This window comes from Massilia sp. IC2-477 (genome assembly GCF_020707265.1).
Taxonomy (GTDB): domain Bacteria; phylum Pseudomonadota; class Gammaproteobacteria; order Burkholderiales; family Burkholderiaceae_D; genus Telluria.
In genome coordinates, this window is sequence record NZ_JAJFEQ010000002.1 from 374,817 (window position 1) to 397,985 (window position 23,169).

The 23,169-nt window shown below is 65.5% G+C and carries 23 protein-coding genes; 8 read left to right on the forward strand and 15 right to left on the reverse strand.

Going from position 1 to position 23,169, the window contains the following annotated elements:
• Positions 1-23: 23 nt before the first annotated feature.
• On the forward strand, positions 24-626 hold the full coding sequence (locus LK542_RS05115; RefSeq protein ID WP_227811065.1) for an alpha-ketoglutarate-dependent dioxygenase AlkB: 603 nt from the start codon (positions 24-26) through the stop codon (positions 624-626).
• A 174-nt stretch (positions 627-800) separates the two neighbouring features.
• Positions 801-1,370, forward strand: a complete 570-nt coding sequence (locus LK542_RS05120; protein WP_227811066.1) for a porin family protein — start codon at positions 801-803, stop codon at positions 1,368-1,370.
• Positions 1,371-1,517: 147 nt separating this feature from the next.
• Here the strand turns inward: LK542_RS05120 and LK542_RS05125 are convergent, their stop codons facing one another.
• The 3 genes from LK542_RS05125 to rarD all read right to left on the reverse strand — a co-directional run bounded on the left by LK542_RS05125 (position 1,518) and on the right by rarD (position 4,846).
• On the reverse strand, positions 1,518-2,051 hold the full coding sequence (locus LK542_RS05125; protein ID WP_227811067.1) for a transposase: 534 nt from the start codon (positions 2,049-2,051) through the stop codon (positions 1,518-1,520).
• Positions 2,052-2,208: 157 nt separating this feature from the next.
• On the reverse strand, positions 2,209-3,876 hold the full coding sequence (ettA, locus tag LK542_RS05130) for an energy-dependent translational throttle protein EttA (RefSeq protein WP_227801519.1): 1,668 nt from the start codon (positions 3,874-3,876) through the stop codon (positions 2,209-2,211).
• A gap of 88 nt (positions 3,877-3,964) precedes the next feature.
• Positions 3,965-4,846, reverse strand: coding sequence for an EamA family transporter RarD (gene rarD, locus LK542_RS05135; protein WP_227811068.1), 882 nt, complete (start codon positions 4,844-4,846; stop codon positions 3,965-3,967).
• Positions 4,847-5,169: 323 nt separating this feature from the next.
• Between rarD and LK542_RS05140 the strand changes: the two genes are divergently transcribed.
• The 4 genes from LK542_RS05140 to LK542_RS05155 all read left to right on the forward strand — a co-directional run bounded on the left by LK542_RS05140 (position 5,170) and on the right by LK542_RS05155 (position 9,034).
• Complete coding sequence (locus LK542_RS05140) at positions 5,170-7,047, forward strand: potassium transporter Kup (protein WP_227811069.1); 1,878 nt, start codon at positions 5,170-5,172, stop codon at positions 7,045-7,047.
• A gap of 145 nt (positions 7,048-7,192) precedes the next feature.
• Entirely contained in the window at positions 7,193-7,624 is a 432-nt protein-coding gene (locus LK542_RS05145) for an FKBP-type peptidyl-prolyl cis-trans isomerase (protein ID WP_227811070.1), read from the forward strand.
• 128 nt (positions 7,625-7,752) lie between these two features.
• Positions 7,753-7,950, forward strand: coding sequence for a hypothetical protein (locus tag LK542_RS05150; protein ID WP_227811071.1), 198 nt, complete (start codon positions 7,753-7,755; stop codon positions 7,948-7,950).
• An 88-nt stretch (positions 7,951-8,038) separates the two neighbouring features.
• Complete coding sequence (locus tag LK542_RS05155; RefSeq protein WP_227811072.1) at positions 8,039-9,034, forward strand: hypothetical protein; 996 nt, start codon at positions 8,039-8,041, stop codon at positions 9,032-9,034.
• On the opposite strand, the gene LK542_RS05160 is transcribed toward LK542_RS05155, so the two are convergent.
• The 9 genes from LK542_RS05160 to LK542_RS05200 all read right to left on the reverse strand — a co-directional run bounded on the left by LK542_RS05160 (position 9,031) and on the right by LK542_RS05200 (position 18,776).
• Positions 9,031-9,483 carry a GNAT family N-acetyltransferase gene (locus tag LK542_RS05160; protein ID WP_227811073.1) on the reverse strand — a complete coding sequence of 151 codons (453 nt, stop codon included), beginning with the start codon at positions 9,481-9,483 and terminating at the stop codon, positions 9,031-9,033. The two genes, LK542_RS05155 and LK542_RS05160, sit on opposite strands and share 4 nt — an antisense overlap.
• A gap of 36 nt (positions 9,484-9,519) precedes the next feature.
• Complete coding sequence (locus tag LK542_RS05165) at positions 9,520-10,500, reverse strand: histone deacetylase family protein (RefSeq protein WP_227811074.1); 981 nt, start codon at positions 10,498-10,500, stop codon at positions 9,520-9,522.
• Between the two features lie 16 nt (positions 10,501-10,516).
• On the reverse strand, positions 10,517-12,112 hold the full coding sequence (gshA, locus tag LK542_RS05170) for a glutamate--cysteine ligase (protein ID WP_227811075.1): 1,596 nt from the start codon (positions 12,110-12,112) through the stop codon (positions 10,517-10,519).
• 79 nt (positions 12,113-12,191) lie between these two features.
• On the reverse strand, positions 12,192-13,979 hold the full coding sequence (locus tag LK542_RS05175; protein WP_227811076.1) for a DUF885 family protein: 1,788 nt from the start codon (positions 13,977-13,979) through the stop codon (positions 12,192-12,194).
• Positions 13,980-14,048: 69 nt separating this feature from the next.
• Positions 14,049-14,876, reverse strand: coding sequence for a peptide chain release factor N(5)-glutamine methyltransferase (prmC, locus tag LK542_RS05180; RefSeq protein ID WP_227811077.1), 828 nt, complete (start codon positions 14,874-14,876; stop codon positions 14,049-14,051).
• A complete protein-coding gene (locus tag LK542_RS05185) occupies positions 14,873-15,349 on the reverse strand; it encodes a disulfide bond formation protein B (RefSeq protein ID WP_267877536.1) in 477 nt (158 codons plus the stop codon). The genes prmC and LK542_RS05185 overlap by 4 nt, the downstream gene beginning before the upstream one ends.
• Positions 15,350-15,537: 188 nt before the next feature.
• The gene (prfA, locus tag LK542_RS05190; RefSeq protein ID WP_227811078.1) at positions 15,538-16,614 is read right to left on the reverse strand and encodes a peptide chain release factor 1; all 1,077 of its coding nucleotides are present in this window, start codon (positions 16,612-16,614) and stop codon (positions 15,538-15,540) included.
• An 82-nt stretch (positions 16,615-16,696) separates the two neighbouring features.
• Positions 16,697-17,974 (reverse strand): glutamyl-tRNA reductase, encoded by a 1,278-nt coding sequence (gene hemA, locus LK542_RS05195; protein WP_227801532.1) that lies wholly within the window; start codon positions 17,972-17,974, stop codon positions 16,697-16,699.
• 112 nt (positions 17,975-18,086) lie between these two features.
• Positions 18,087-18,776, reverse strand: a complete 690-nt coding sequence (locus tag LK542_RS05200; protein WP_227801534.1) for a response regulator transcription factor — start codon at positions 18,774-18,776, stop codon at positions 18,087-18,089.
• A gap of 189 nt (positions 18,777-18,965) precedes the next feature.
• Here LK542_RS05200 and LK542_RS05205 point away from each other — a divergent pair, with 189 nt between their 5' ends.
• Both LK542_RS05205 and LK542_RS05210 read left to right on the forward strand, forming a co-directional pair.
• Positions 18,966-19,520, forward strand: coding sequence for a hypothetical protein (locus LK542_RS05205; protein ID WP_227811079.1), 555 nt, complete (start codon positions 18,966-18,968; stop codon positions 19,518-19,520).
• 169 nt (positions 19,521-19,689) lie between these two features.
• The gene (locus tag LK542_RS05210; protein WP_227801537.1) at positions 19,690-21,126 is read left to right on the forward strand and encodes a tyrosinase family protein; all 1,437 of its coding nucleotides are present in this window, start codon (positions 19,690-19,692) and stop codon (positions 21,124-21,126) included.
• A 57-nt stretch (positions 21,127-21,183) separates the two neighbouring features.
• Here the strand turns inward: LK542_RS05210 and minE are convergent, their stop codons facing one another.
• The 3 genes from minE to minC are packed head-to-tail and all read right to left on the reverse strand — an operon-like array spanning position 21,184 to position 23,091.
• Positions 21,184-21,435, reverse strand: coding sequence for a cell division topological specificity factor MinE (gene minE / locus LK542_RS05215; RefSeq protein ID WP_159699137.1), 252 nt, complete (start codon positions 21,433-21,435; stop codon positions 21,184-21,186).
• 1 nt (position 21,436) lies between these two features.
• Positions 21,437-22,252 (reverse strand): septum site-determining protein MinD, encoded by an 816-nt coding sequence (minD, locus tag LK542_RS05220; RefSeq protein WP_227801538.1) that lies wholly within the window; start codon positions 22,250-22,252, stop codon positions 21,437-21,439.
• A 47-nt stretch (positions 22,253-22,299) separates the two neighbouring features.
• Positions 22,300-23,091 carry a septum site-determining protein MinC gene (gene minC / locus LK542_RS05225; protein WP_227811080.1) on the reverse strand — a complete coding sequence of 264 codons (792 nt, stop codon included), beginning with the start codon at positions 23,089-23,091 and terminating at the stop codon, positions 22,300-22,302.
• Between the last annotated feature and the right edge of the window lie 78 nt (positions 23,092-23,169).

The window sequence follows — 23,169 nt, forward strand, 5'->3', positions numbered from 1 at the left end:
ATCATAGCCATAAACATTGCACAATGGACTTATTCGCCCCAGCTGCCGATCTGAAGCCGATCCCGATCCCGATCCGCGACGGCGAACTCGCCTTTCTCCCCCAGCTGCCGCTGCCCTGGCCGAACGAGGAGGTGCTAGCGCGTCTGATTACCGAAACCGACTGGCGCGAGGAAAGCGTGGTCGTCTACGGCAAGCGTCACCTGCAACCGCGCCTCAGCGCCTGGCATGGCGAGAAGGGCTACCGCTATTCGGGCCTGAGCCTGGCGCCGCTGCCGTTCACGCCGCTGCTCGACACCATCCGCCGGGCCGCCGAAGAGGCGACTGGCCGGCGCTACAACAGCGTGCTGCTGAACTATTACCGGGACGGCCGGGACAGCATGGGCATGCACAGCGACGACGAGCCCGAGCTGGGCCTTGAGCCGGCGATCGCCTCGGTCAGCTTCGGCGCGACCCGGCCTTTCATCCTGCGCCACAAGCTCACGAAAGAGACCCTGAAGCTGCCGCTGACCGATGGCAGCCTGCTGTTCATGGCGGGGCAGATGCAGGCCAATTGGATGCACGGAATCAACAAAACTGCCAAACCCACTGGCCCTCGTCTTAATCTAACTTTCAGGAACATCGTGTAAGCAGCATCGATTTTTCATGATCTTTTTATAAAATATCTAACTCTTCGGTCATTAAGTTACATCTGCTTACAGTTTTTACGGGTTCTGGGCCTTTAATTAAGAAACCTGAATGCTATCTTGGCTACATCGCGATTCGATGGGAATCGCGAACCAGTCATGTAAAGGATTCGCGTAATGAAGAAGCTTGTCGCTGTATTGATCGCATCCGCAGCCGCCATGTCGGCTGCCCAGGCCCAGACCACCACTGCCCCGCGCGCCTATGTCGGCGCCGGTATTGCCAGCGCCGACCATGACTTCAAGACGTCCGGCGCCACCAATGTCGACACCGAAGGCTACAAGGCTTCCGGCAAGCTCTTCGGCGGCTACGAGTTCAACCAGACCTGGGGTGTCGAGGCGGGCTATACGGACTTCCGCAAGTCGGACGTCAACTATTCGATCGGCGGCGTGAACAACCGTGGCGAGACCGAAGGCCATGCCTTCTACCTGGCCGCCAAGGCAAGCATGCCGGTGAACGAGCAGTTCTCGGTGTACGGCAAGCTGGGCGCTACCCGCGTCAAGAACGAACTCGAGCTCGTCAACGCCAGCATGAGCCGCAGCAAGACCGAAGCCTATGGCGCAGTCGGCGCGGAGTACAAGATCAACGAGAACGTGTCGCTGGTCGGCGAATACGAGCGCTATGGCAAGAGCAAGGATTTCGGCGCCAAGGCCGACGTGTTCACCATCGGTGCCAAGTACGCTTTCTAAGCGATTCTGTCACCCAGAACAAAAGGCCCTGCGGGGCCTTTTGTTTTTGTAGGGTGGTCGGCTCGGCCGACCGCGCGTCCAGATCAAGCATGCATTGCAGCGACGTATCCGCTAGTTGAACGCGCGGTCGGCGGAGCCGACCACCGTTTACAGCCGGGCGAAGCCATTTGGCTGTGGCCGGTGTATCCACGGCGGCACGATCAGCTCCGGCGCCGGCGCCTCGTGTCCGGCACTGATGAAGCGGTGCAGCGAGGACCAGGGCCATTCGCGCGGATGGCTGCAGAAGCCATGGCGTACCGCATCGGTGTGGGTATAGTCGACCAGCGCCGCGTATTCGTGGTCGTCGCCGACGCGGTAGTGCTGGTAATGGCGCTCCCAGATCGCGCCCTCGTTGACATCCGGCATGGCGGATTTGCGCAAGGCCTTGGAAAAGGCAATCTTGACTGCGCGCCAACGGCTGGAACAGTCGTGGTCGCCTGGTGGCAGCGTCCACATTGCATGCGCATGGTCCGGCAGGACCGTCCAGGCATCGACGTGGAAGGGCTTGCGCACGCGCGCCAGGCGCATGGCTTCGCCGAAGGCGGAGATATGGTCTGTTAGCAGGGTGCTTCCCCGTTCGAGCAGGCGCACCGTGAAGAAGAAGGTCCCGCCCGGGACGCGGTTGTTGCGGTAATCAATCATAAGCACTGTCAGCGCAGGCCGCAGAACGGCAGCGCAGATCCCTGGCCTACAGGCCTAAACGCGACGATTCTACACACGACTTTTGCAAACCTGCGTTCCGTTTCCGCGAATAAAAAAAAGCCCCGCAATGCGGGGCTTTCCATTACGAAACAAGGGCTTAGGTCGTGAGCGGCTTGTAGCGGATGCGCTTCGGTTTCGCGCCTTCTTCGCCGAGGCGCTTCTTCTTGTCAGCTTCGTATTCCTGGTAGTTACCGTCGAAGAAGGTCACCTGCGAATTGCCTTCGAAGGCCAGGATGTGGGTCGCGATACGGTCCAGGAACCAGCGATCGTGCGAGATCACCATCACGCTGCCGGCGAACTCGAGCAGGGCGTCTTCCAGGGCGCGCAAGGTTTCCACGTCCAGGTCGTTTGACGGTTCGTCTAGCAGCAGGACGTTGCCGCCCTGCAGCAGGGTCTTGGCCAGGTGCAGGCGGCCGCGTTCACCGCCCGACAGGTTGCCGACCACCTTCTGCTGGTCCGAACCCTTGAAGTTGAAGCGGCCAAGATAGGCGCGCGAGGGCATTTCGAAGCGGCCCACGCTCAGCATGTCGGCGCCGCCGGAGACGTCGTCGAACACGGTCTTGTTGTTGGCCAGTTCGTCGCGGCTCTGGTCGACCAGCGAGACCTTGGCGGTCTTGCCGATCACGACTTCGCCGCTGTCCGGCTGCTCTTTGCCCGCGATCATCTTGAACAGGGTCGACTTACCGGCGCCGTTCGGGCCGATGATGCCGACGATCGCACCCGGCGGCACGGTGAAGGACAGGTTGTCGATCAGCAGGCGGTCGCCGAAGGCTTTCGAGACGTTCTTGAACTCGATGACTTCATTGCCTAGGCGCTCGGCCACAGGAATAAAGATCTCCTGGGTCTCGTTGCGCTTCTGGTATTCGTATTCGCTCAGTTCATTGAAGCGGGCCAACCTGGCCTTGGACTTGGCCTGGCGTGCCTTCGGATTCTGGCGCGCCCATTCCAGTTCCTTGGCCAGCGCCTTCTGGCGTGCCGATTCGGTCGCTTCTTCCTGCTTCAGGCGTGCCTGCTTCTGGTCCAGCCACGACGAGTAATTGCCCTTCCATGGGATGCCCGAACCGCGGTCCAGTTCCAGGATCCATTCGGCGGCGTTGTCGAGGAAGTAGCGATCGTGGGTGATGCCCACCACGGTGCCCGGGAAGCGCAGCAGGAACTGTTCCAGCCACTCGACCGATTCGGCGTCCAGGTGGTTGGTCGGTTCGTCCAGCAGCAGCATGTCGGGCTTGCTCAGCAGCAGCTTGCACAGCGCCACGCGGCGCTTCTCGCCGCCGGACAGCACGCCGATCTTCTGGTCCCACGGCGGCAGGCGCAGCGCGTCGGCGGCCATTTCCATCTGCAGGTTCAGGTTGCCGCCATCGGCTGCGGCGATGATCGATTCCAGGCGTTCCTGCTCTTTCGCCAGCGCGTCGAAGTCCGCGTCTTCTTCCGCATAGGCGGCGTACACGGCTTCCAGCTTGGCTTGTGCTTCAAACGCTTCGCCCAGGCCGCTTTCGACTTCCTGGCGCACGGTCTTTTCCGGATCGAGCTGCGGTTCCTGCGGCAGGTAGCCGATGTTCAGGCCCGGCATCGGGCGCGCTTCGCCCTGGATGTCGGTGTCGATGCCGGCCATGATCTTCAGCAGGGTCGACTTGCCCGAGCCGTTCAGGCCCAGCACGCCGATCTTCGCACCGGGGAAGAAGGACAGGGAAATATCTTTCAGGATTTGACGTTTTGGCGGGACGATTTTGCCCACGCGGTTCATGGTATAGACGTAATTGGCCATGCTTTGACTCTGGTGTTGTTTAAGGTGCACAGGATACCCGGAACCCGTCCCGCGGGACACTGGTTTTTGTGTCCCGCGCGGTCCCGGATCAGGTTTTGGCGCTGGCGGTCCTGTTGCGCCACAGGCCTTCGCCGGCGAACAGCGCCAGTGCGGCCCAGATCATCGCGAAGCCGACCAGGCGGTCGCTGCTGAAGTGTTCCTGGAACAGCCACACGCCCAGCAGGAACTGGATGGTCGGCGACAGGTACTGCAGCAGGCCGAGGATCGAGAGCGGAATCTTGCGCGCGCCGGTGGCGAACAGCAGCAGCGGGATGGCCGTGATCGGGCCGGCCGCGACCAGCAGCACGCGGGTGGTATCCGAGTCCACCTCGAGGAAGACATTGCCTCCGTTAACAGTCAGCCAGGCCACATAGGCGGCCGCGAACGGGAACAGCACCATGGTCTCGAACGAGAGGCCTTCCAGCGCACCCAGCGCCGCGGTCTTGCGCAGCAGGCCGTAGCCGCTGAAGGAAGCCGCCAGGAACAGCGCGATCCAGGGCACCGAGCCCGCCTGCCAGGTCAGCCAGGCGACGCCCAGCGCAGCGATCGCGATCGCGCCCCATTGCGCCGGACGCATGCGCTCCTTCAGTACTAGGAACCCGAACATGATGTTCACCAGTGGATTGATGAAGTAGCCGAGGCTTGCTTCGATCACATGGCCGTTGTTCACCGCCCAGATGTAGGCCAGCCAATTGGCCGACAGCAGGAAGGCGGAGGCCACGAAGCTCCAGAACACGCGCGGCTGGCGCACCTGCGCCAGCCATTTCCACTGGCGCCGGAAGGCCAGCACGATCAGGAGGAAGCCGAGGGACCACAGCACCCGGTGCGCCAGGATCTGGGCCGGCGGCACTTCGCCGATCGCATGGAAATAGATAGGGAAGAGACCCCAGCACAGGAAGGCGAGGGCGGCGGACAGGATACCGGAACGCATGGGAGGAGAGAGACGATTGCTGGGATGACATTATCCCTGATGCGCAATATCTCTGCTGGCGCGGGGCCTTTTTGCGTAGGTGTATGATGCGTAAGAACCTATCTCGGCAGGTATGAGTCGTTGCTGCCGCGCCTGGAAAGCGGGGGCCGCGTTGCTCGTCGTTGCATGGCCAGCCATGCGGCCTCCTCGCGCCTTGCCCGCGCTTCCCATGCATCGGCATCCACTTCCTCATACCTACCGACATAGGTTCTAAGAAATCTTCTTGCAATTTTCTTGTCGTTATTTTATGGTGCGGCGCACCAGAACAGAACAATGGTGCAACCTTGAGTTCCGAAAACAAGAAGAGCAGCATCGCGGCGCTGACGCTGGCTGCCATTGGCATCGTCTACGGCGATATCGGCACCAGCCCGCTGTACACCCTGCGCGCGATCTTCGACGCCGAACACGGCCTTCCCCTTACCACCCCCAACATCCTCGGCATCATTTCCCTGATCTTCTGGGCGCTGACGGTCATCGTCTCGCTCAAGTACGTCACGCTGGTGCTGCGCGCCGACAACCGCGGCGAAGGCGGCATCATGGCGCTGATGGCGCTGGCCACCAACTCGGTCACGAAACACTCGCGCTGGCACTTCCCGCTGCTGGTGATCGGCGTGCTGGGCGCCACCATGTTCTATGGCGACAGCGTGATCACGCCGGCGATCTCGGTGCTGGGCGCGATCGAGGGCCTGGAAGTGGCGGCCCCCGGCATGTCGCACTACGTGGTGCCGCTGGCAGTGGTGGTGCTGGTGATCCTGTACAGCGTGCAGCGCCACGGCACGGCCGGCATCGGCCGCTTCTTCGGCCCGATCATGCTGATCTGGTTCCTCACCCTGGCCGTGATGGGCATCATCAACATCATCGAAGCGCCAGTGATCCTGAACGCCCTGAATCCATGGCATGCGCTGCGCTTCATGATGGAAAACAAGCTGCTTGCCTTCGTGGCCCTGGGCGCCGTGGTGCTGGCGATCACGGGCGCCGAAGCGCTGTACGCCGACATGGGGCACTTCGGCCGCAGGCCGATCCGCATGGCCTGGTTCATGATCGCCTTCCCTGCGCTGGTGCTGAACTATCTTGGCCAGGGTGGCCTCTTGATCATGCAGCCGGACGCGGTCGAGAATCCCTTCTTCCACCAGCTCGGCACCTGGAGCGTGATCCCGCTGGTGATCCTGTCGACCATGGCGGCGGTGATTGCCTCGCAGGCGACGATTTCCGGCACGTATTCGATGACCAAGCAGGCGATCGCGCTCGGCCTGCTGCCGCGCATGCGCATCATGCACACCTCGGAAAGCGAGATCGGCCAGATCTACATCCCGGCCGTCAACTGGGTGCAGTTGGCCGTCGTGCTGATCGCGGTGATCGGCTTCGGTTCCTCGGACGAACTGGCCGGCGCCTACGGCATCGCGGTGACCGCCACCATGATGGCGACCACCATCCTGACCTTCTTCGTGACGCGCTACCGCTGGCGCCTGCCCTTGGCCGTGTGCCTGGGGGCGACCGGTTTCTTCCTGGTGATCGACGTGATGCTGTTCTCGTCGACCACGCTCAAGCTGTTCCATGGCGGCTGGTTCCCGCTGCTGCTCGGCACTGTCCTGCTGACCCTGATGCTGACCTGGAAGCGCGGCCGCGAGCTGGTGTTCGAGAACCTGGAAAAGCATGCGATTCCGCTGGAAGCCTTCATGGAATCGCTGTTCGTGGCGCCGCCCGCGCGCGTGCCCGGGACCGCCCTGTTCCTGCGCGGCGAGAGCGACGGTGTGCCGCATGCCCTGCTGCACAACCTGTCGCACAACAAGGTCTTGCATGAACGCGTTGTGTTCCTGACTGTGCACATGCGCGAGGTGCCGTGGGTGCCGAGCGAGGAACAGGTCGAGGTGGTGGAGCTCGGCCACAACTGCTTCCAGCTCAACGTCCAGTACGGCTTCAAGGACGAACCGGACATCCCGGGGATCCTGCGCCAGTGCGGCGGCCTCGGCCTGAACTTCGAGATGATGGAGACTTCGTTCTTCATCGCCCGCCAGACCGTGATCTCGGCGCCGGGCGGCGGCATGGCGCCATGGCGCGAGCACCTGTACGTGATGATGTCGCGTAATGCGCGTGCCGCTGCCGACTACTATCAGATCCCGCCGAACCGGGTCATCGAGCTCGGCACCCAGGTCGAGATCTGATGCTGCCACCCCATTACAAATAAGGACAGATCGATACAAAAGACGGACAGTCGGGGGACAGACGCCCGGAGACGGCTCCGGTAAGGTGCGAAATTACGTTGCATTAACTTTTCGCACTTTACTTTCCACCCCAAGGATCCGTCTCATGAAGCTGAAGTTCCTCCTCGCCGCCGCCTTCGCCGCCATTCTCAGCCTGACCGCCTGCGGCGGCGGCGGTGGCGATTCCGGTACGCCCAACCCGAACAATCCGGCCCAGCTGGTGAAGAAGGACGACACCGTCGGTACCGGAGCCGAAGCCGTCTCCGGCAAGACCGCCACCGTGACCTACATCCTGTGGCTGTACAGCGCGTCGGCCGCCGACCACAAGGGCACCCGCGTCGAATCGAACAGCTTCTCGTTCAAGCTCGGCACCAATGCCGTGATCCCGGGCTTCGAGCAGGGCGTCACCGGCATGAAGGTGGGCGGCAAGCGCACCATCGAAGTGCCGGCAAGCCTGGGCTACGGCGACCGCGGTTCGGGTAGCGTCCCGCCAGGCAATGGCCTGGTGTTCGAGATCACGCTGACCAAGGTCGAGTAAGACATTGCTGGCAAATGAACCGGGGCGCTGCCCCGGTTTTTTTTGCGTGCACGCCTGCGCTTGCGCAGGGGGCGGGCGTGCTGGATGCCCGATGCTGCGAGTCCCGACGACTCCGCCAGCCTCCGCCCATGCGCTTTCCCTTCCTGCTGTTCTTCCTCGCTCTCCCTTCCGTGTCCGCCACCGCGCCTGTGGCGCCCGTTGCCGCCTGCCTGCCGCTGCGCGCCGCGCAAGGCGAGCCCGACGGCTGGCTATTGCTCGCAACCGTGATTGTCTGCGTGGCAGGCCGGCTGGCGGCGCAACCGCGTCGCCGAAAGAAGTCCAGATGAGATTTTGGACATTGATATATCTCAAACCTGCTGGGTTGGCTATCCGAGATGCTGCAAGTCCCCTTCACTCAAGCATCAAAGGTTCGTCATGCGCTATTCCTTGCCTGCCCTCCTGCTGTCCTCTTCACTCCTCGCGCCGCTCGCTGCGCACAGCCAGTCCGTCTACACGATGAGCTTCCTGCCGTCCAACACCACGCCGCACGCCATCGACGCCAGCGGGCGCATCGTGGGTATCGGGCCGGACGGGCGCGGCTTCCTGTGGTCGCAGGGCAGCATGAGCAGCCTGGGCACGCTTGGCGGCAATGGCAGCGTGGCGGCGGCCATCAGCCCGACCGGCCAGGTCGCCGGTTCCTCGGAGACGAAGAACGGCGTGTCCCATGCCGTCGTGTACCAGGGCGGCGCGGCGCGCGACCTCGGCATGCTGAACGGCCGCCCGACCTTCGGCACCGCCATCAATACGAGCGGCCAGGTCGCCGGGTATGCGCTGGACCGCGCCGGCAATGACCGCGCCTTTCTCCATTCGGGCGGCAAGATGACCGCCATCGGCAGCCTCGGCAGCGGCGTGGCACGCGCGACCGGCATCAACAAGGCCGGCGCGGTCGTTGGCGTGTCCTTCCTGCGCGGCTTCACGGCCCAGCGCGCCTTCCTGTATGCGAAGGGCGTCATGAAAGACCTCGGCACCCTGGGAGGCCCGTCGAGCGCGGCCGCGGCCATCAACGAGCGCGGCGAAGTGGCCGGCACGAGCTTCGTGAATGCCGACGTCCAGCACGCCTTCCTGTACCGCGGCGGCGCCATGACCGACCTCGGCTCCTTCGGCGGCGCCACCACCGAGGCGCGCGCCCTGAACAATGCCGGCATGGTGGTCGGCTACTCGACCCGCGCCGGCGATGTGCCGGGCGAGAGCTTTTCGCATGCCTTCCTTTACCGCGACGGCGTGATGCACGACCTGAACGACCTGGTCGCCAAACGCGGGATCTGGACAGTGCTGGACGCCGTCGGCATCAACGACGCCCGCCAGATCGCCGCCTACGCCTGCACCGAGGAGGGCGACTGCCGCGCCGTGCTGCTGGCGCCGGCGCGCTAGCGCAGCATGTCGATGTGCATGATCCCGTCTTCGTCGTAGGGTGCGGAGACGGTTTCGAAGCCGAAGCTCTGGTAGAACTGTTCCAGGTATTGCTGGGCGCCGATGCGGATGCGATGGCCCGGGTAGAGCGCCTCGGCGCGCGCGATGCCTTCATTCAGCAGCGCGCGCCCGGCGCCGCTGCCGCGTGCGGCCTTGGTGGTGATGACGCGGCCGAGCGACATCTCGGTGTACTTCACGCCCGGACCCAGCACGCGCAGGTAGGCCGCCAGCCGGCGCTGGCCGTCGACCGTGCGCCAGCCGAGCAGGTGGTGGGCCTGCGGGTCGAGGCCGTCGATGTCGGGGTAGAGACAGGTCTGCTCGAGGATGAACACGTCCTGGCGCTGGGCCAGCACTTCGTACAGCTCGGCGGGAGTCAGGTCGTTGAAATGGGTGAACTGCCAGTCGATCATGGGAATGAAATAGGTTGGGAGCCGCGCGTATCACGCTCACGCGGCGGTTTCGAAGCCTTCGAGGATGTGCACGGCGCCGTGGCCGCCCTCGAACATGAAGACCGTGGGCAGGTCGAGGTGGGCGATGCGCTCGCCGATGCGCAGCAGGTCGCCGCCCTGCAGGCCGAAGCACTGCGCCAGTCCGCCCAGCGGAACCACCAGTGCTTCGGGCCGGAACATGGCCAGCTTGACGCAGGCCGTCTCCAGCGCGGCCAGCCACTGGGCGCTGCCGCAATCGCGTCCCAAGGGCAGGTTCATGGTGTAGCCCAGCCCCGCCCCCGCACCCTGTTCACCGGCATGCCCGCTGTAGAACGGGTAGGCCTGGCGCGGGTCGAGGTGGAGCGACACGGCCAGCACATCGCTGCGCGCATAAAAGATGTCCTGGGCGCCGCCGCCATGGTGGCGCGCGATGTCGAGGATGGCCACGCGTCCCAGGCCGTCGTCCAGCAGGTGCTGGGCCGCCAGCGCCGCCGTGTTCAGGAAGCAGCCGCCGCCGAAGCCTTCGGCGCGCGCATGCTGGCCGGGCCGGGTCAGCGCGAAGCTGGCCCGTTCGCCCACCCGCAGCGCGTGGGCGGCATTGATGGCGCAGTCGGCGCCGGTCCTGGCGGCGAGCCAGGTGCCGGCGCCGATCGGCGTGCCGCTGTCGGAGGCGAACAGGCCGAGGCGCGCGAAGAAGTCGTCCGGCTCCGGCGCGCTTGGCACGCCGTGGGCCGGCCAGAGCGTGGGCAGCAAATTGCGCTGCGCGTTGGCGGGATCGAGCGCCGTCCACGCGCTCCAGGCGCTGCGCAGGAAGTGCAGGTAGCGCGGCGTGTGCACGCGCTCGAGCGAGACCAGGGGCACGCCCTGCGGCGTCACGATGCGGCCCAGGCCGCGCCGCTCGAACTCCGCCAGCGTCAGCGCGAGCGCATCTGGATGCTCGTCCCATGGCCCGGAGCAGGGGGCCTGCTGGGCATGGTGTTCGTTGTAGAACGTGAGCATCCCTGGAGGACCAGGTTCAGTGGTTGCCGCACAGCGTGCTGCTGTTGTAGGCCGCGACGAAGTCGTCGAAGCTGCCGGTATTCGTCTTTTCGATCGCCGCCTGCTCGGCCAGCGAACTGCGCGCCATCTCGTCGAACAGCGCTTCCTCGGCCGGCATCAACGGGCTGTCGCGGAACGCTGCCGCATGCAGTTCGCTCTGGCGCAGGCCGAAAGCGGTGGCCGAGCCGAGGCTGCGGATCTCTGCCAGCACGCGCGCCGACGGTGTCAGGTCCGGGTTGATGATCTTGGCCTTCTGCAGGTTGAGCGAGGATTCGTGCACGTTGCCGTCGTTGTGCTGGTCGTCCAGCAGCTGGGCCACCGGGCGGATACGTTCGACCAGTTCCAGCGCCCAGTCCTTGAGCGGCACATCAAGGCCGTCGCGGGTGAGCGTGAGGGCCGGGTCGCGCCCTTCCTTGACGGTGCGGGCGAAGTTGCGCGCGTGGACCTGGCCCTCGTGGGCGCTGATCAGGGGACTCTCTTCGAAGGCGCAGAACAGCAGGAAGGCGTCGAGGAAGCGGCCCGTTTCCAGGCTGATGCCGACCGGCTCGAACGGATCGACGTCGAGGCAGCGCACCTCGATGTACTGCACCCCGCGGTTGCACAGCGCCTGCACCGGGCGCTCGCCGGTGCGGATCACGCGCTTCGGGCGGATCGTCGAGTAGTACTCGTTCTCGATCTGCAAAACGTTGGTCGACAGCTGGATCCACTCGCCGTCCCTCTTGGTGCCCAGCGCCTGATAAGGCTCGTAGGGCGTGTTCACGGCCGCCATCAGGCTGGTGACGTAGCTTTCCAGGCTGTTCTCGTGCGGGCGCAGGCCTGCCTGGGCATCGTTCTGGTAACCGAGGTCGCTCATGCGCAGGCTGGTCGCGTAGGGCAGGTAGAGCGTGTCCTCGGACAGCGTCTGCAGCCCGTGCGGGCGGCCGCGCAGGAAGCTGGTGGTCAGGGCCGGGGTGGCGCCGAACAGGTACATCAGCAGCCAGCTGTAGCGGCGGAAGTTGCGGATCATCGCGATGTAGCTCTCGGACTGGAAGTCGCGCAGCGCATGGCGGCGTTCTTCCATGATGCCTTCGCTGGCGGCCACCAGCGTCCACAGCTTTTCCGGCAGCGAGTAGTTGTAGTGGATGCCCGAGATGCACTGCATCGCCTTCCCGTAGCGCAGCGCCAGGCCGCGGCGGTAGACGTGCTTGAGCATGCCGATGTTCGACTTGCCGTACCAGCCGATCTCGATCTCTTCCTCGGAAGGCAGTTCGCCGGGCATCGACACGCTCCACAGCATCTCGCCATCGAGGCGCGCATGGGCGAAGCGGTGGATCGCGTCCAGGTGGTTCAGCACCACGGAGATGTCGTGCTCGGCCGGGGTGATGAATTCCAGCAGGGCTTCGGCATAGTCGGTGGTGATCTGCGGATGGGTCAGTGCCGAACCGAGCTGGACCGGGTGCGGGGTGCGCGCCAGGTGGCCTTGCCGGTCTACGCGCAGGGTTTCGCGTTCGATGCCACGCAGGCCCTGGCCGAGCAGGGCGCGGTGGTCGTCGTCGTCGAGCAGGGCGAGGCGGCGTTGGAGTTGATTCGACACGGGTGTTTCCTTTCTTATACTGCCAATGCGGATTGGAGCAGAGAGTAACCGAAAAACGCGCGGCGCGCCGGGAGGCCCCTCATTCCTGGCCGGCAGTCCCTTTGGCACGCGGCGCAGCCGGGCGGCCTGCCTCTTTTTCGCTCAGGATCCAGGCCTCGACCTGGCGCTGCAGCAGGTCGGCCGGCAGCGCGCCGTTCCCGAGTACCGCATCGTGGAAACGGCGCAGGTCGAAGCGTCCGCCCAGCGCCGCGCGGGCGCGGTCGCGCAGCAGGGCGATGCGCAGCTGGCCGATCTTGTAGCCGAGCGCCTGGGCCGGGCGCGCGATGTAGCGGTCGACTTCGGCCTCGTTGTCCTGCGGCGGGTTGGCGGTGTGCGCGTTCAGGTAGTCGATCGCCTCCTTGCGCGACCATCCCTGGGCATGGATGCCGGTATCCACCACCAGCCGCGCCGCGCGCAGCATCTCTTCATTGAGCTGGCCGAAGCGCGAGAACGGATCGTCGAAGAAGCCGAGCTGCGCGCCCAGGCCTTCGGCATAGGTGGCCCAGCCCTCGCCGAAGGCGTCGAACCATGCGTGGCGGCGGAAGGCGGGCAGCGCAGTTTCGGACAGGATCTGCGCGCGCGCCACCTGCAGGTGGTGGCCCGGCAGGCCTTCGTGCAGGGCCACGCTGTCGACCTGCCAGATCGAGCGCGTGCCCAGTTGCGTGAGGTTGACCACCAGCGCGGCGCTGCGCTCGTCGCTGCCGGCTTCGTAATAGGCCACCGGCTGCGCGATCCCATCCTGCATCGGCTTGACCGTGATCTCCGCGGTCGGCACGGTGCCGACGATCTTCGGCAGCCTGGCCTTGGCCCGCGCCAGCGCCTTGCGGTAGCGCCCCAGGAGCGCGTCGGGCTGGGCGAAGAACAGGCGCCGGTCGCTGCGCGCGAACACGAGGAAGCGATCGAGGCCGCCCCTGAAGCCGGTGCGCGGCACCAGCGCCGCCATCTCGGCGCGGATGCGCGCCACTTCCTTCAGGCCGATCGCGTGCACCTCGGCCGGGGACAGCCCGGTCGTGGTGCTGCTCTGCACCAGGAAGGCGTACCAGGCCGCGCCGCCGGGCAGGCTGGCCGCGCCGATGGTGTCGCGCGCAGCGGGCAGGTACTCGGCCCGCAGGAAGTCTTCCAGCCGGTACAGCGCGACCGCGGCATTGGCCAGCGCGCTGATGCCGCCGTCGACCAGGTCTTCGCGCACCTCCGCTTCGATCGCTGCGGGGATGCGCTGGAGCGGCGCGAACAGCGGCCCGGCAGCGATGTCTTCGCGCAGGCGGCGCAAGGCTTCCGGCACTGGAGTGAGGACGACTTTCGGTACGGTCCAGCCGGCGCGCATCCCGGCGCGCATCTGCTCGATGAGGCCATCGACGTGGGCCGGCAGCGCGTTCAGGCGTCCAAGATAGTTGCGGTAATCCTGCTCGGTGGCGAAGGGCATCTGCGCGACCAGGCGCGGCAGGCGCAGGTGCAGGCCGTCCCAGCTGCTGATCGGTTGCGGATCGAAGGCGGTGAAAGCGGCCGCCGCCAGTTCGCGTTCGCGCGCAGCCAAGAACAGGTCGTAGGAAATGCGGTCCTGCCCCTGCAGTTCGCTGCGCTCGAGCCGGCGCGCTTCGTCCAGCACCTTGCGCGCGTGTTCGACCGCCGCGGCGCGCGCCTCCAGCGAGGTGTCGGACAGCAGACCACCGTGGCGATGCTCGCCGATGCCGGTCGCGTATTCGGGCTGCTGGCGCAGCTGCCACTGCCATTCGCGCTCGAACAGCCGGCGCGCGGACTCGGTCGTCGTGTCGGCGGCGCCGCACACGAAGGGAGCGAGCAGGATGATCGAAGCGAACAGTTTGCGCATGCGTTGCCCGTCGGGGCTGGCAGTCAAGGAATGGTCATTGTAGCAACGCCGCGGCCGGCGTCGCGCAAGCTAGGGCAGGCGGCCGCCGCTGACCCGTTCGATGCCGGGCAGGTCGCGCCAGCTCTGCACGTCGCTGAAGCCGCGTGCCTGCAACAAGTCGCGCACGGCATGGGCCTGGTCGTAGCCATGTTCGAGCAGCAGCCAACCGCCGGACACCAGGTGGCCGGGGGCACCCGCGATGATGCTGCGCAGGGCCGACAGGCCGTCGGCATGGTCGGTGAGGGCCCCGACCGGCTCGAAGCGCAGGTCGCCCTGCGCCAGGTGGGCGTCGCCGGCCGCGATGTAGGGCGGATTGGAGGCGATGAGCTCAAAGCGCTCCTCACCCACGGCCGCGAACCAGTCGCTGCGTAGGAAGCGCACGCTGGCGCCGTTGGCTGCCGCGTTGGCGCGCGCGATGGCCAGGGCCTCGTCGCTGAGGTCGAGCGCGGTCACAACGGCGTCCCGGCGGGTGTGGGCGCAGGCCACGGCGATGGCGCCGCTGCCGGTGCCCATGTCGAGCAGGCGGCCCCCTTGCGGCAGGCGCTCCAGCGCCAGTTCGACGATCAGTTCGGTGTCGGGACGGGGAATCAGCACGCCGGGTGCGACCCGGAACGGCAGCCCGAAGAATTCGCGCTCGCCGACGATGTAGGCGATCGGTTCGCCGTCGAGGCGGCGCTGCACCAGGCTTGCCAGGCGCGCCGCTTCGTCGGCAGTGAGGGCGCGCTCGGACTGGGTGATCAGGGCCACGCGCGGCAAAGCCAGCGCATGGCACAGCAGGATGCGGTTTTCCAGTGGGTCGAGCCCTAGCCCCGCCTGCAGCTGGCGCAGGGTGGCGCCGGCTTCTACCTGCGTGGTCATCGCGCCGGTTTGCGCAGCAGGACGAAGGCCAGCAGCAGGGTCAGGACCACGAACCAGACCGCCGACCATTGCGGGATCGCGAGACCCATCAGCGAATCGGTGGCGCCTTCGCACAGGCCGTCTGCGCGGAACAGCCAGGGCAGGTATTCGGCGGTGGGGATCTTGTTGAGGAAGGTCTCCATCGGGTCGATGCCGCAGGTGAAGCCCGGATGGGCGATCACCCACAGGTGCTTGCCGACCGTGTACAGGCCGCCCAGCGCCGCCAGCAGGGCCAGCACGGTGCCTTCGCGGACCTTGCCGCTGATGGCCGACACCAGGCTGGCCACGCCGATCGCCAGGAACATGTAGCGCTGGATCACGCACAGCGGACAGGGCAGCATCTGCTGGATGTGCTGCAGGTAGAGGGCGACCGCGATCAGCGCGAAGCAGATCGACGAGATGGCGTACAGGATCTGGCGGTTGGAAGGCAGCATCATGGTGTTGTTATCGGTGTGGTTCGGACGGGGGCCATTCTCGCATGAAGCCTGCGTTACCACTTAATCTTTGCTTAACGTAGGGTGGGCGGGTCTCCCGCCCACGCGGTGGTCGCGACAGGATGATATTCGCGATAGTGCTAATGGTAGTTGAACGCGTGGGCGGGAGACCCGCCCACCCTACAAAATCAATCCCCGAGCGCCGCCAGCAGTTCCGCCTGGTGCTCCGCCGCTAGCGCATTGGTCAGCTCCGCCAGGTCGCCGTCCATGATCATGTCCAGCTTGTACAGCGTCAGGTTGATGCGGTGGTCGGTCAGGCGCCCCTGCGGGAAGTTGTAGGTGCGGATCCGTTCGCTGCGGTCGCCCGAGCCGATCAGGCTCTTGCGGGTGGCCGCTTCCTTCGACTGCTGTTCGCGGATCTGCACGTCCTTGATGCGCGCCGCCAGTACCTTCATCGCCTGCGCCTTGTTCTTGTGCTGGCTGCGGTCGTCCTGGCACTCGACCACGATGCCGGTCGGCAGGTGGGTGATGCGCACCGCCGAATCGGTCTTGTTGATGTGCTGCCCGCCGGCGCCGGAAGCGCGGTAGGTGTCGATGCGCAGGTCGGCCGGGTTGATGTTCACGTCCTCGACCTCGTCCGCTTCAGGCATCACGGCCACCGTGCAGGCCGAGGTGTGGATGCGGCCCTGGGTCTCGGTGGCGGGCACCCGCTGCACGCGGTGGCCGCCCGATTCGAATTTCAGCTTCGAGTACACGCCGTTGCCGATGATGCGCACGATGACTTCGCGGTAGCCGCCCAGGTCCGACGCCGACTCCGACACCACTTCGACCTGCCAGCGCTGGCGTTCGGCGAAGCGGGTGTACATGCGCAGCAAGTCGCCGGCGAACAGCGCCGATTCGTCGCCGCCGGTGCCGGCGCGGATCTCGAGGAAGATGTTGCGCTCGTCGTTGGCGTCCTTCGGCAGCAGCATCTTCTGCAGCTCGAGATTCAGGGCCGCCAGGCGCGCTTTGGCGTCTTCGGTCTCCTGCTGGGCGAATTCCTTCATCTCCGGATCCTGCGCCATCTCCTGGGCGGCGGCGATGTCGTCCTGGGCCGCGCCGTACTGCTTGTACAGGGCCACCAAAGGCGACAGCTCGGCATGCTCGCGGGTCATCTTGCGGTAGCTGTCCATGTTGGCGGTGGCGCCTTCGGACATCAGGAGTTCGTCCAGTTCGACGAGTCGGTTGGCCAGTTGGTCCAGCTTGGCCAGCATGGATGGTTTCATGGGGTTCGAATAGAGTCTTGGTAGCCGCAGGGCGGCCGGGACGCGTCCACGGCAGGACGCACGACGGATCGGTAGAGGGCCGCTAACGGCGGCCGCGGAACAGCTGGGGCAGCAGGCTGGCCAGGCGGGCGCGCTCGTCGCCCTGGGCGTGGTGCAGCGCCTGCTGGGGACCGTGCAGGAACTTGGCGGTCAGGCCCTTCGACAGCGCTTCCAGCACCGCCTCGGGATCGTCGCCGCGCGCCAGCAGCTTGCGGGCGCGATCGAGTTCGGCCAGGCGCAGCGCCTCGCTCGACTCGTGCAGGTCGCGGATCACCGGCACCATGGCGCGGTCGCCGATCCAGTTCATGAAGGACTGCACGCGCGTTTCGATAATGGCTTCGGCCTGGGCCACGGCGGCCTGGCGGCTCTCGATGCCGGTCTGGACCACTTGCGCCAGGTCGTCCACGGTATACAGGAAGACGTCGTCCAGGCGCGCGACTTCCGGCTCGATATCGCGCGGCACGGCCAGGTCGACCATGAACACGGGACGGTGGCGGCGCGCCTTGACTGCGCGCTCGACCATGCCGAGGCCGATCAGGGGCAGGGTCGAGGCGGTGCACGAGATCACGATGTCGAAGCTGTGCAGGCGTTCGGGCAGGTCGGCCAGGCGGATCGCCTCGCCGTTGTAGCGGGCGGCGAGAAGCTGACCGCGTTCCATGCTGCGGTTGGCGATGGTGACCGACTTCGGGTTCTGGGCCGCGAAGTGGGCGGCGCACAGCTCGATCATCTCGCCGGCGCCGATGAACAGCACGTGCTGGTCGGCGATGCGGTCGAAAATGCGCTGCGATAAACGAACCGCGGCCGCTGCCATCGACACGCTGTGGGCGCCGATCTCGGTGGTGGTGCGCACTTCCTTGGCCACCGCGAAGCTGCGCTGGAACAGCTGGTGCAGGTAGGTGCCGAGGCCGCCGGCTTCCTCGGCGCTGCGCACCGCATCCTTCATCTGGCCCAGGATCTGCGGCTCGCCCAGCACCATCGAATCGAGCCCGGAGGCGACGCGGAAGGCGTGGCGCACCGCGCTGTCCTGCGGCAGCATATATAAGTGGGGGCGCAGCTCGGCGAAATTCAGGGCGTGGTAGTGGGCCAGGAACTGGGCCGAGGCGTCGAGCGGATTGGCGATGTCGCTGGCCGCGTACATCTCGGTGCGGTTGCAGGTGGAGAGGATCGCCGCTTCGTCGCCGGAGACCCCCGAACCTTGGCGCGCGAACCAGCTGCGCGCCGCCTGCACCGCCTTGCCGAGCTGGTCAGGCGCGAGCGCCAGCTGCTCGCGCAGCGAGACCGGTGCGGTGGTATGGTTCAGGCCAACGGCAAGCAGTTGCATGGTGGGACGGGGTCGACAGGGTTACAGCCATTATACCCTTGTGCGAGCAGGGTTTCAGGGACCGGCCGGGGCCGGCCGCCCTGGTGCATTTACGATAATGCAGGCAAGCGCATCAAGCGCCGAGTTTTTCCAGGCGGTAGCCGTAGCTGTAGACCGGCACCAGGCGGAAGCCGTTCTCCGGACGCAGGCTCAGCTTGTTGCGCACGCGCGAGACATGGGTGTCCATGGTGCGCGAAGGCACGTCGGTATCGCGCACCCACACCGATTCGTGGATGTAGGCGCGCGACAGCGGGCGGCCGATGTTACGGAAGAACAGCAGCGCCAGCGAGAATTCCTTCTGGGTGACGTCGATGATCGAGCCATCCTTGAGCAGGCGTCCCGGGCGGGTTTCGAAAGTGAAGGGGCCGAACTGCAGCTGCTCGGCGCTGTTCTGCGAAGGGTAGGCGCGGCGCAGCAGGGCCGAGACGCGCGCCACCAGTTCGCCACGGCGCAGCGGCTTGACCAGGTAGTCGTCGGCGCCGGCGGTGACGCCGGCAATGATGTCGTCCTCGGCATTGTTGCCGACCAGGAAGATCGTCGGTGCGTTCGAGGCCATTTTTTCCTTGGCCCGGCGCAGTATCTCGGCGCCTTCCATGTCTGGCACGTTCCAATCCATGACCAGCATGTCCGCGTTTTCCTTGCGCAGCTGGGCGAGGCATTCCTTGGCGCTGTCGTAGGCGTGGCAGGTATGCCCGGCGGCGGTCAGCACCTGGCAAATCAGTTCGGCCTGGCTGCGGTCTTGCTCAAGAACGGCGATCTTCATAGGACATCTACTGGTAAGGTTACCCTTGTAGGAAGGGTCCTACAAGGGTTAAACCGAATATAGCAGACTTTCACAAAATAGCGCTACGGAAAAATAACGAATTTGCGTTATGAAACTTGCTTCTGTTGTGTTAAGGCGAAACGCCAGAGGGCGTTACACTTGTCCCGACGATGGTAATCCGGAGGCGATATGTTGTTTCGACGCAAAAAGAAAGACGTGGCGGCAACTAGCGAGGCGCCCAAACTGGAGCCGGTGACCGGCGCCGACATCGAGCTGGCGCGTGAGCGCTGCCGCGAGATGGTGCGCAAGCGCGCCCTGGTATCGGCCGGGGTGGCGGCGGTGCCGCTGCCGGGCGTGGACGTGCTGTCCGACCTGACCACCTTCACCGTGCTGGTCGAGGAAGTGAACAAGGAGTTCGGCCTGAGCCAGCAGCAGATCGAGCGCCTCCATCCCCGTATGCGGGTGCTGGCCTACCAGGCGGCGGCTTCGGTGGGCGGCATGCTGGTCGGCAAGCTTGTGACCAAGACCCTGGTGCTGCAGCTGTTCAAGCGCGCCGGCATCAAGATCGCGGCCAAGACCGTGACCAAGGTGGTACCGATTGCCGGGCAGGTGGCCTCGGCGGCGATCGGCTTCGCACTGTTCCGCAAGATGGGATACGAGCACGTGGAAGCCTGCGCCAAGGTGGCGCGCGAGCTGCAGAAGGCGCGCGTGATCGACATGGGAACGGCCCAGGTGCCAGTCTAGAAGCTGCAAACCGGAAATTTCCTAGCATTAGATCCATTCGGAAACTTTGATCCAGCACAGCCCGGACAGCGATTCGCTGACAGGGCTGGCGCCGGGTCGCGCCATCTCAAGCCCCGCCGGGACCGGCCCGGTATCGTCGAATCGACCAATCGACCAGACGAGGCTGACGATGACACAGGCAAGACCAGGCAGGCGGGCGTTCCTAGAGCGCTCCGCGCTCGCACTCGGCGCGGCGAGCCTGCCGCTCGAGGTGCTGGCCCAGACCACCCTGAAGATCCGCCCCGAGTGGCAGGCCTTCAAGACCACGCCGCGCTACGACTCGCTGCTCAAGGCGGTCCGGCTCATGAAGGCGAATACCAATGCGGCCGACCCGAACAGCTGGGCGTACTGGACCAGCATCCACCTGAACAAGTGCCCGCACAGCATTCCGTATTTCCTGGCCTGGCACCGCGGCTACCTGTATCACTTCGAGCGCCGCCTGCGCACGGTGTCCGGCGACAGCCTGCTGGTCCTGCCTTACTGGGATTACTACAGCTACCCGAACCTGCCGGCCGAGTTCACCAACCCGAACAATGCCAATCCACTGTTCGTGGCGCGCATCAACACCAATGTGCGGCCGGTGCTCACCATGGCGCCCTTCGCGCCGACGGTGCTCAACTTCCAGCGTGGCACCAGCAATGCCTTCGAGACCCTGTGCGAAGACGCGCCGCACAACCCGGTCCATGACCTGATCGGCGGAGTGATGGCCACCATGGAGTCGCCCATCGATCCCATCTTCTGGCTGCACCATGCGAACATCGACCGGCTCTGGGTGGCCTGGGTGAGCGCGGGCGGCGGACGCAAGATGCCGGCCACCACCAACGCCTACTGGTCCGGCACCCACGTCTACAACAGCAGCCTGAGCCTGTCCCGCCTGTCGACCTACAGCAATCGCAGCAGCCTGGGCTACCGCTACGCGAACGAAGCGCTGCCGACCCGGCTGCCGCTGGCGCGCCTCGCCGACCCGAACATCCGGCGGGCGCAGGCGGGAGCGCGCGAACTGGCCTCGTCCCTGCCGCCGGTCGGGTCCTTCCGCATCCCGTCGCCGCGCGAGACCGGCAAGGGCAGGTTCGCGCTGAGCGGTGCCGAGAAGGTCGGCCTAGACGAGAACTCGCTCAGCGTCCAGCTGCCGATCAGTGCCGAGCATGCGCGCACGCTGGCCGCGATCGGGGGCAACAAGGCGGGCCGCATCCCGGGCCGCGCCGACACTTACCGTTCGGTGCACATCACGCTCGACAGCGTCGAACTGGCCGAGCTGGCCAAACAGGGCGGCTTCTATTACGAGCTGTACCTGAACATTCCTTCGCGCCGCACGGCGCTGGGACGGCCGCTGAACCTGTACATCGGCAACCTGGGTGCCTTCAAGATCAACAGCGCCGCCCATCACGGGGGTGGGGCCGTGCAGCTGCGTTACCCGATCCGGCGTCATCTGGCCGGCGCCCTGGCCGATGAACTGAGTGCGCTGTCGCTCTCGTTCGTGCGCATCAACGGCGACCACAGCCCCAGGGGCGGCGTGATTGGGGTCGGCGAGCTCAGGCTGGAAGTCTCGACCGAAGACGACGAGTGATAAAAAAAATGCCAGTCAGCTGCACTGACTGGCATCGGTTCGCGGCGGGCAGGCGAATCAGGCGTCCGGCAGCACCACGTTCACGTCCAGCACTTCCAGGTTGCCCTGGCGGTCGAGCGAGATCTTGATGTCGTCGGCGCTGACCTTGGTGTACTTCGAGATCACTTCGATCAGCTCGCGGTGCAGGGCCGGCAGGAAGTCCGGGCCGGCGCGGTTGGTGCGCTCGCGGGCGATGATGATCTGCAGGCGCTCCTTGGCCGCTGTCGCGCTCTTCTCTTTTTTGGGAAAGAGGAAGTTCAGGATAGGCATATCACTTGGCTCCAAAGATGCGCTGGAACAGGCCCGGCTTTTCGTAGTTGGTGAAACGCAGCGGACGGTCTTCGCCCAGGAAACGGGCCACCACGTCTTCGTAGGCGTCGGCCACGTCGGTGCCCTTGAAGTGGATCGCCGGATTGCCCTGGTTCGAGGCGTGCAGCACCGACTCCGATTCCGGGATGATGCCGATCAGCGGGATGCGCAGGATTTCCTGCACGTCCTGATAGGACAGCATTTCGTCGGCGTCCACGCGCTTCGGCGAGTAGCGGGTGATCAAGAGGTGTTCCTTGACCGGCTCCGAGCCGCTCTGGGCGCGGCGTGACTTGGCCTGGAGGATGCCGAGGATGCGGTCCGAGTCGCGCACCGAGGACACTTCCGGGTTGGTGACGATGATCGCTTCGTCGGCGAAGGTCAGCGCCATCAGCGCGCCGTGCTCGATGCCGGCCGGCGAATCGCAGATGATGAACTCGAAGCCCATCTGGACCAGGTCGTTGAGCACGCGCTCGACGCCGTCTTCGCTCAGCGCATCCTTGTCGCGGGTCTGCGAGGCCGGCAGGATGAACAGGTTGTCGGTGTGCTTGTCCTTGATCAGGGCCTGGTTCAGGGTCGCTTCGCCATTGATCACGTTGATCAGGTCGTAGACCACGCGGCGTTCGCAGCCCATGATCAGGTCGAGGTTGCGCAGGCCGACGTCGAAGTCGATGACGGCGGTCTTGTGGCCGCGCAGGGCCAGGCCGCTCGAAAAGCTTGCGCTCGAAGTGGTTTTGCCCACACCGCCCTTGCCGGACGTCACAACAATAATTCGTGCCACAAAAAGGTCCTTTACAGTTCTAGCAGGTATCTGCGGTCTATGGGGGATTATGCACGCGAGGCCGGCGCCAGCGACGAAATGTCGAGCCGGTCGCCGACCAGGCGGATCTGGGCCGGCTGGCGCGTCAGGTCGTTCGGGAACCCGTCGTCGAAGGTGCGGTACACGCCTGCAATCGACACCAGTTCCGGCTGCATGGCCAGGGCGAAGATGCGCGCTTCGGGGTTGCCCGATGCGCCTGCCAGGGCCCGGCCGTTCAGCGGCGCATACACGTGGATGCTGCCGTCGGCAATGATTTCCGCGCCATTGTTCACGACCGCGGTAATGATCAGGTCGCTGCCGCGCGCATAGATGCGCTGGCCGGCCCGCACCGGGGTATCGATGATCATGGCCGATACCGGGGCCGGAGCCGGCGCGGCGGTCGGGGCGGGCGTCGGCGCCGGGGTCGGCTCGGGCGCCGGCGCCGGCGCCGCTGCGCTTGCTTCCTGCACATCCTTGTGCTCGGGCGCGCGCACGCCGCTGCTGCCGTCGTCCAGCGACAGGCCATGGGCGCGGATCGTGTCCGCCAGTCCCGGGCCGGCGCCGCGCACGGCGACGGCGTTCAGCCGGTATTTCTTGAGCAGCGCCACCAGGGCCGGCCAGTCGATCGCCTCTCCCTCATGGGCGATGGCGGCGATGTCGATCACCGCGAACTCGTCCTCGAAGAAATCCGACACCCCGCCCGTCATCTGGCGCAGGGCTGCATCGATCACGACCGGGTCGGCCGAATGCAGGATCGTCGAGATGGCGACGACCGTGGAGATCTTGATTTCGATGGGCAGCGAGCTTGGGTTTTTCGGCATAAAACAGTCTGGTTGGCGTTGCGCTCGTGCATTCTACTGTGAAATTTGACCGAAAGGACAGTTACGTACGCATGATTC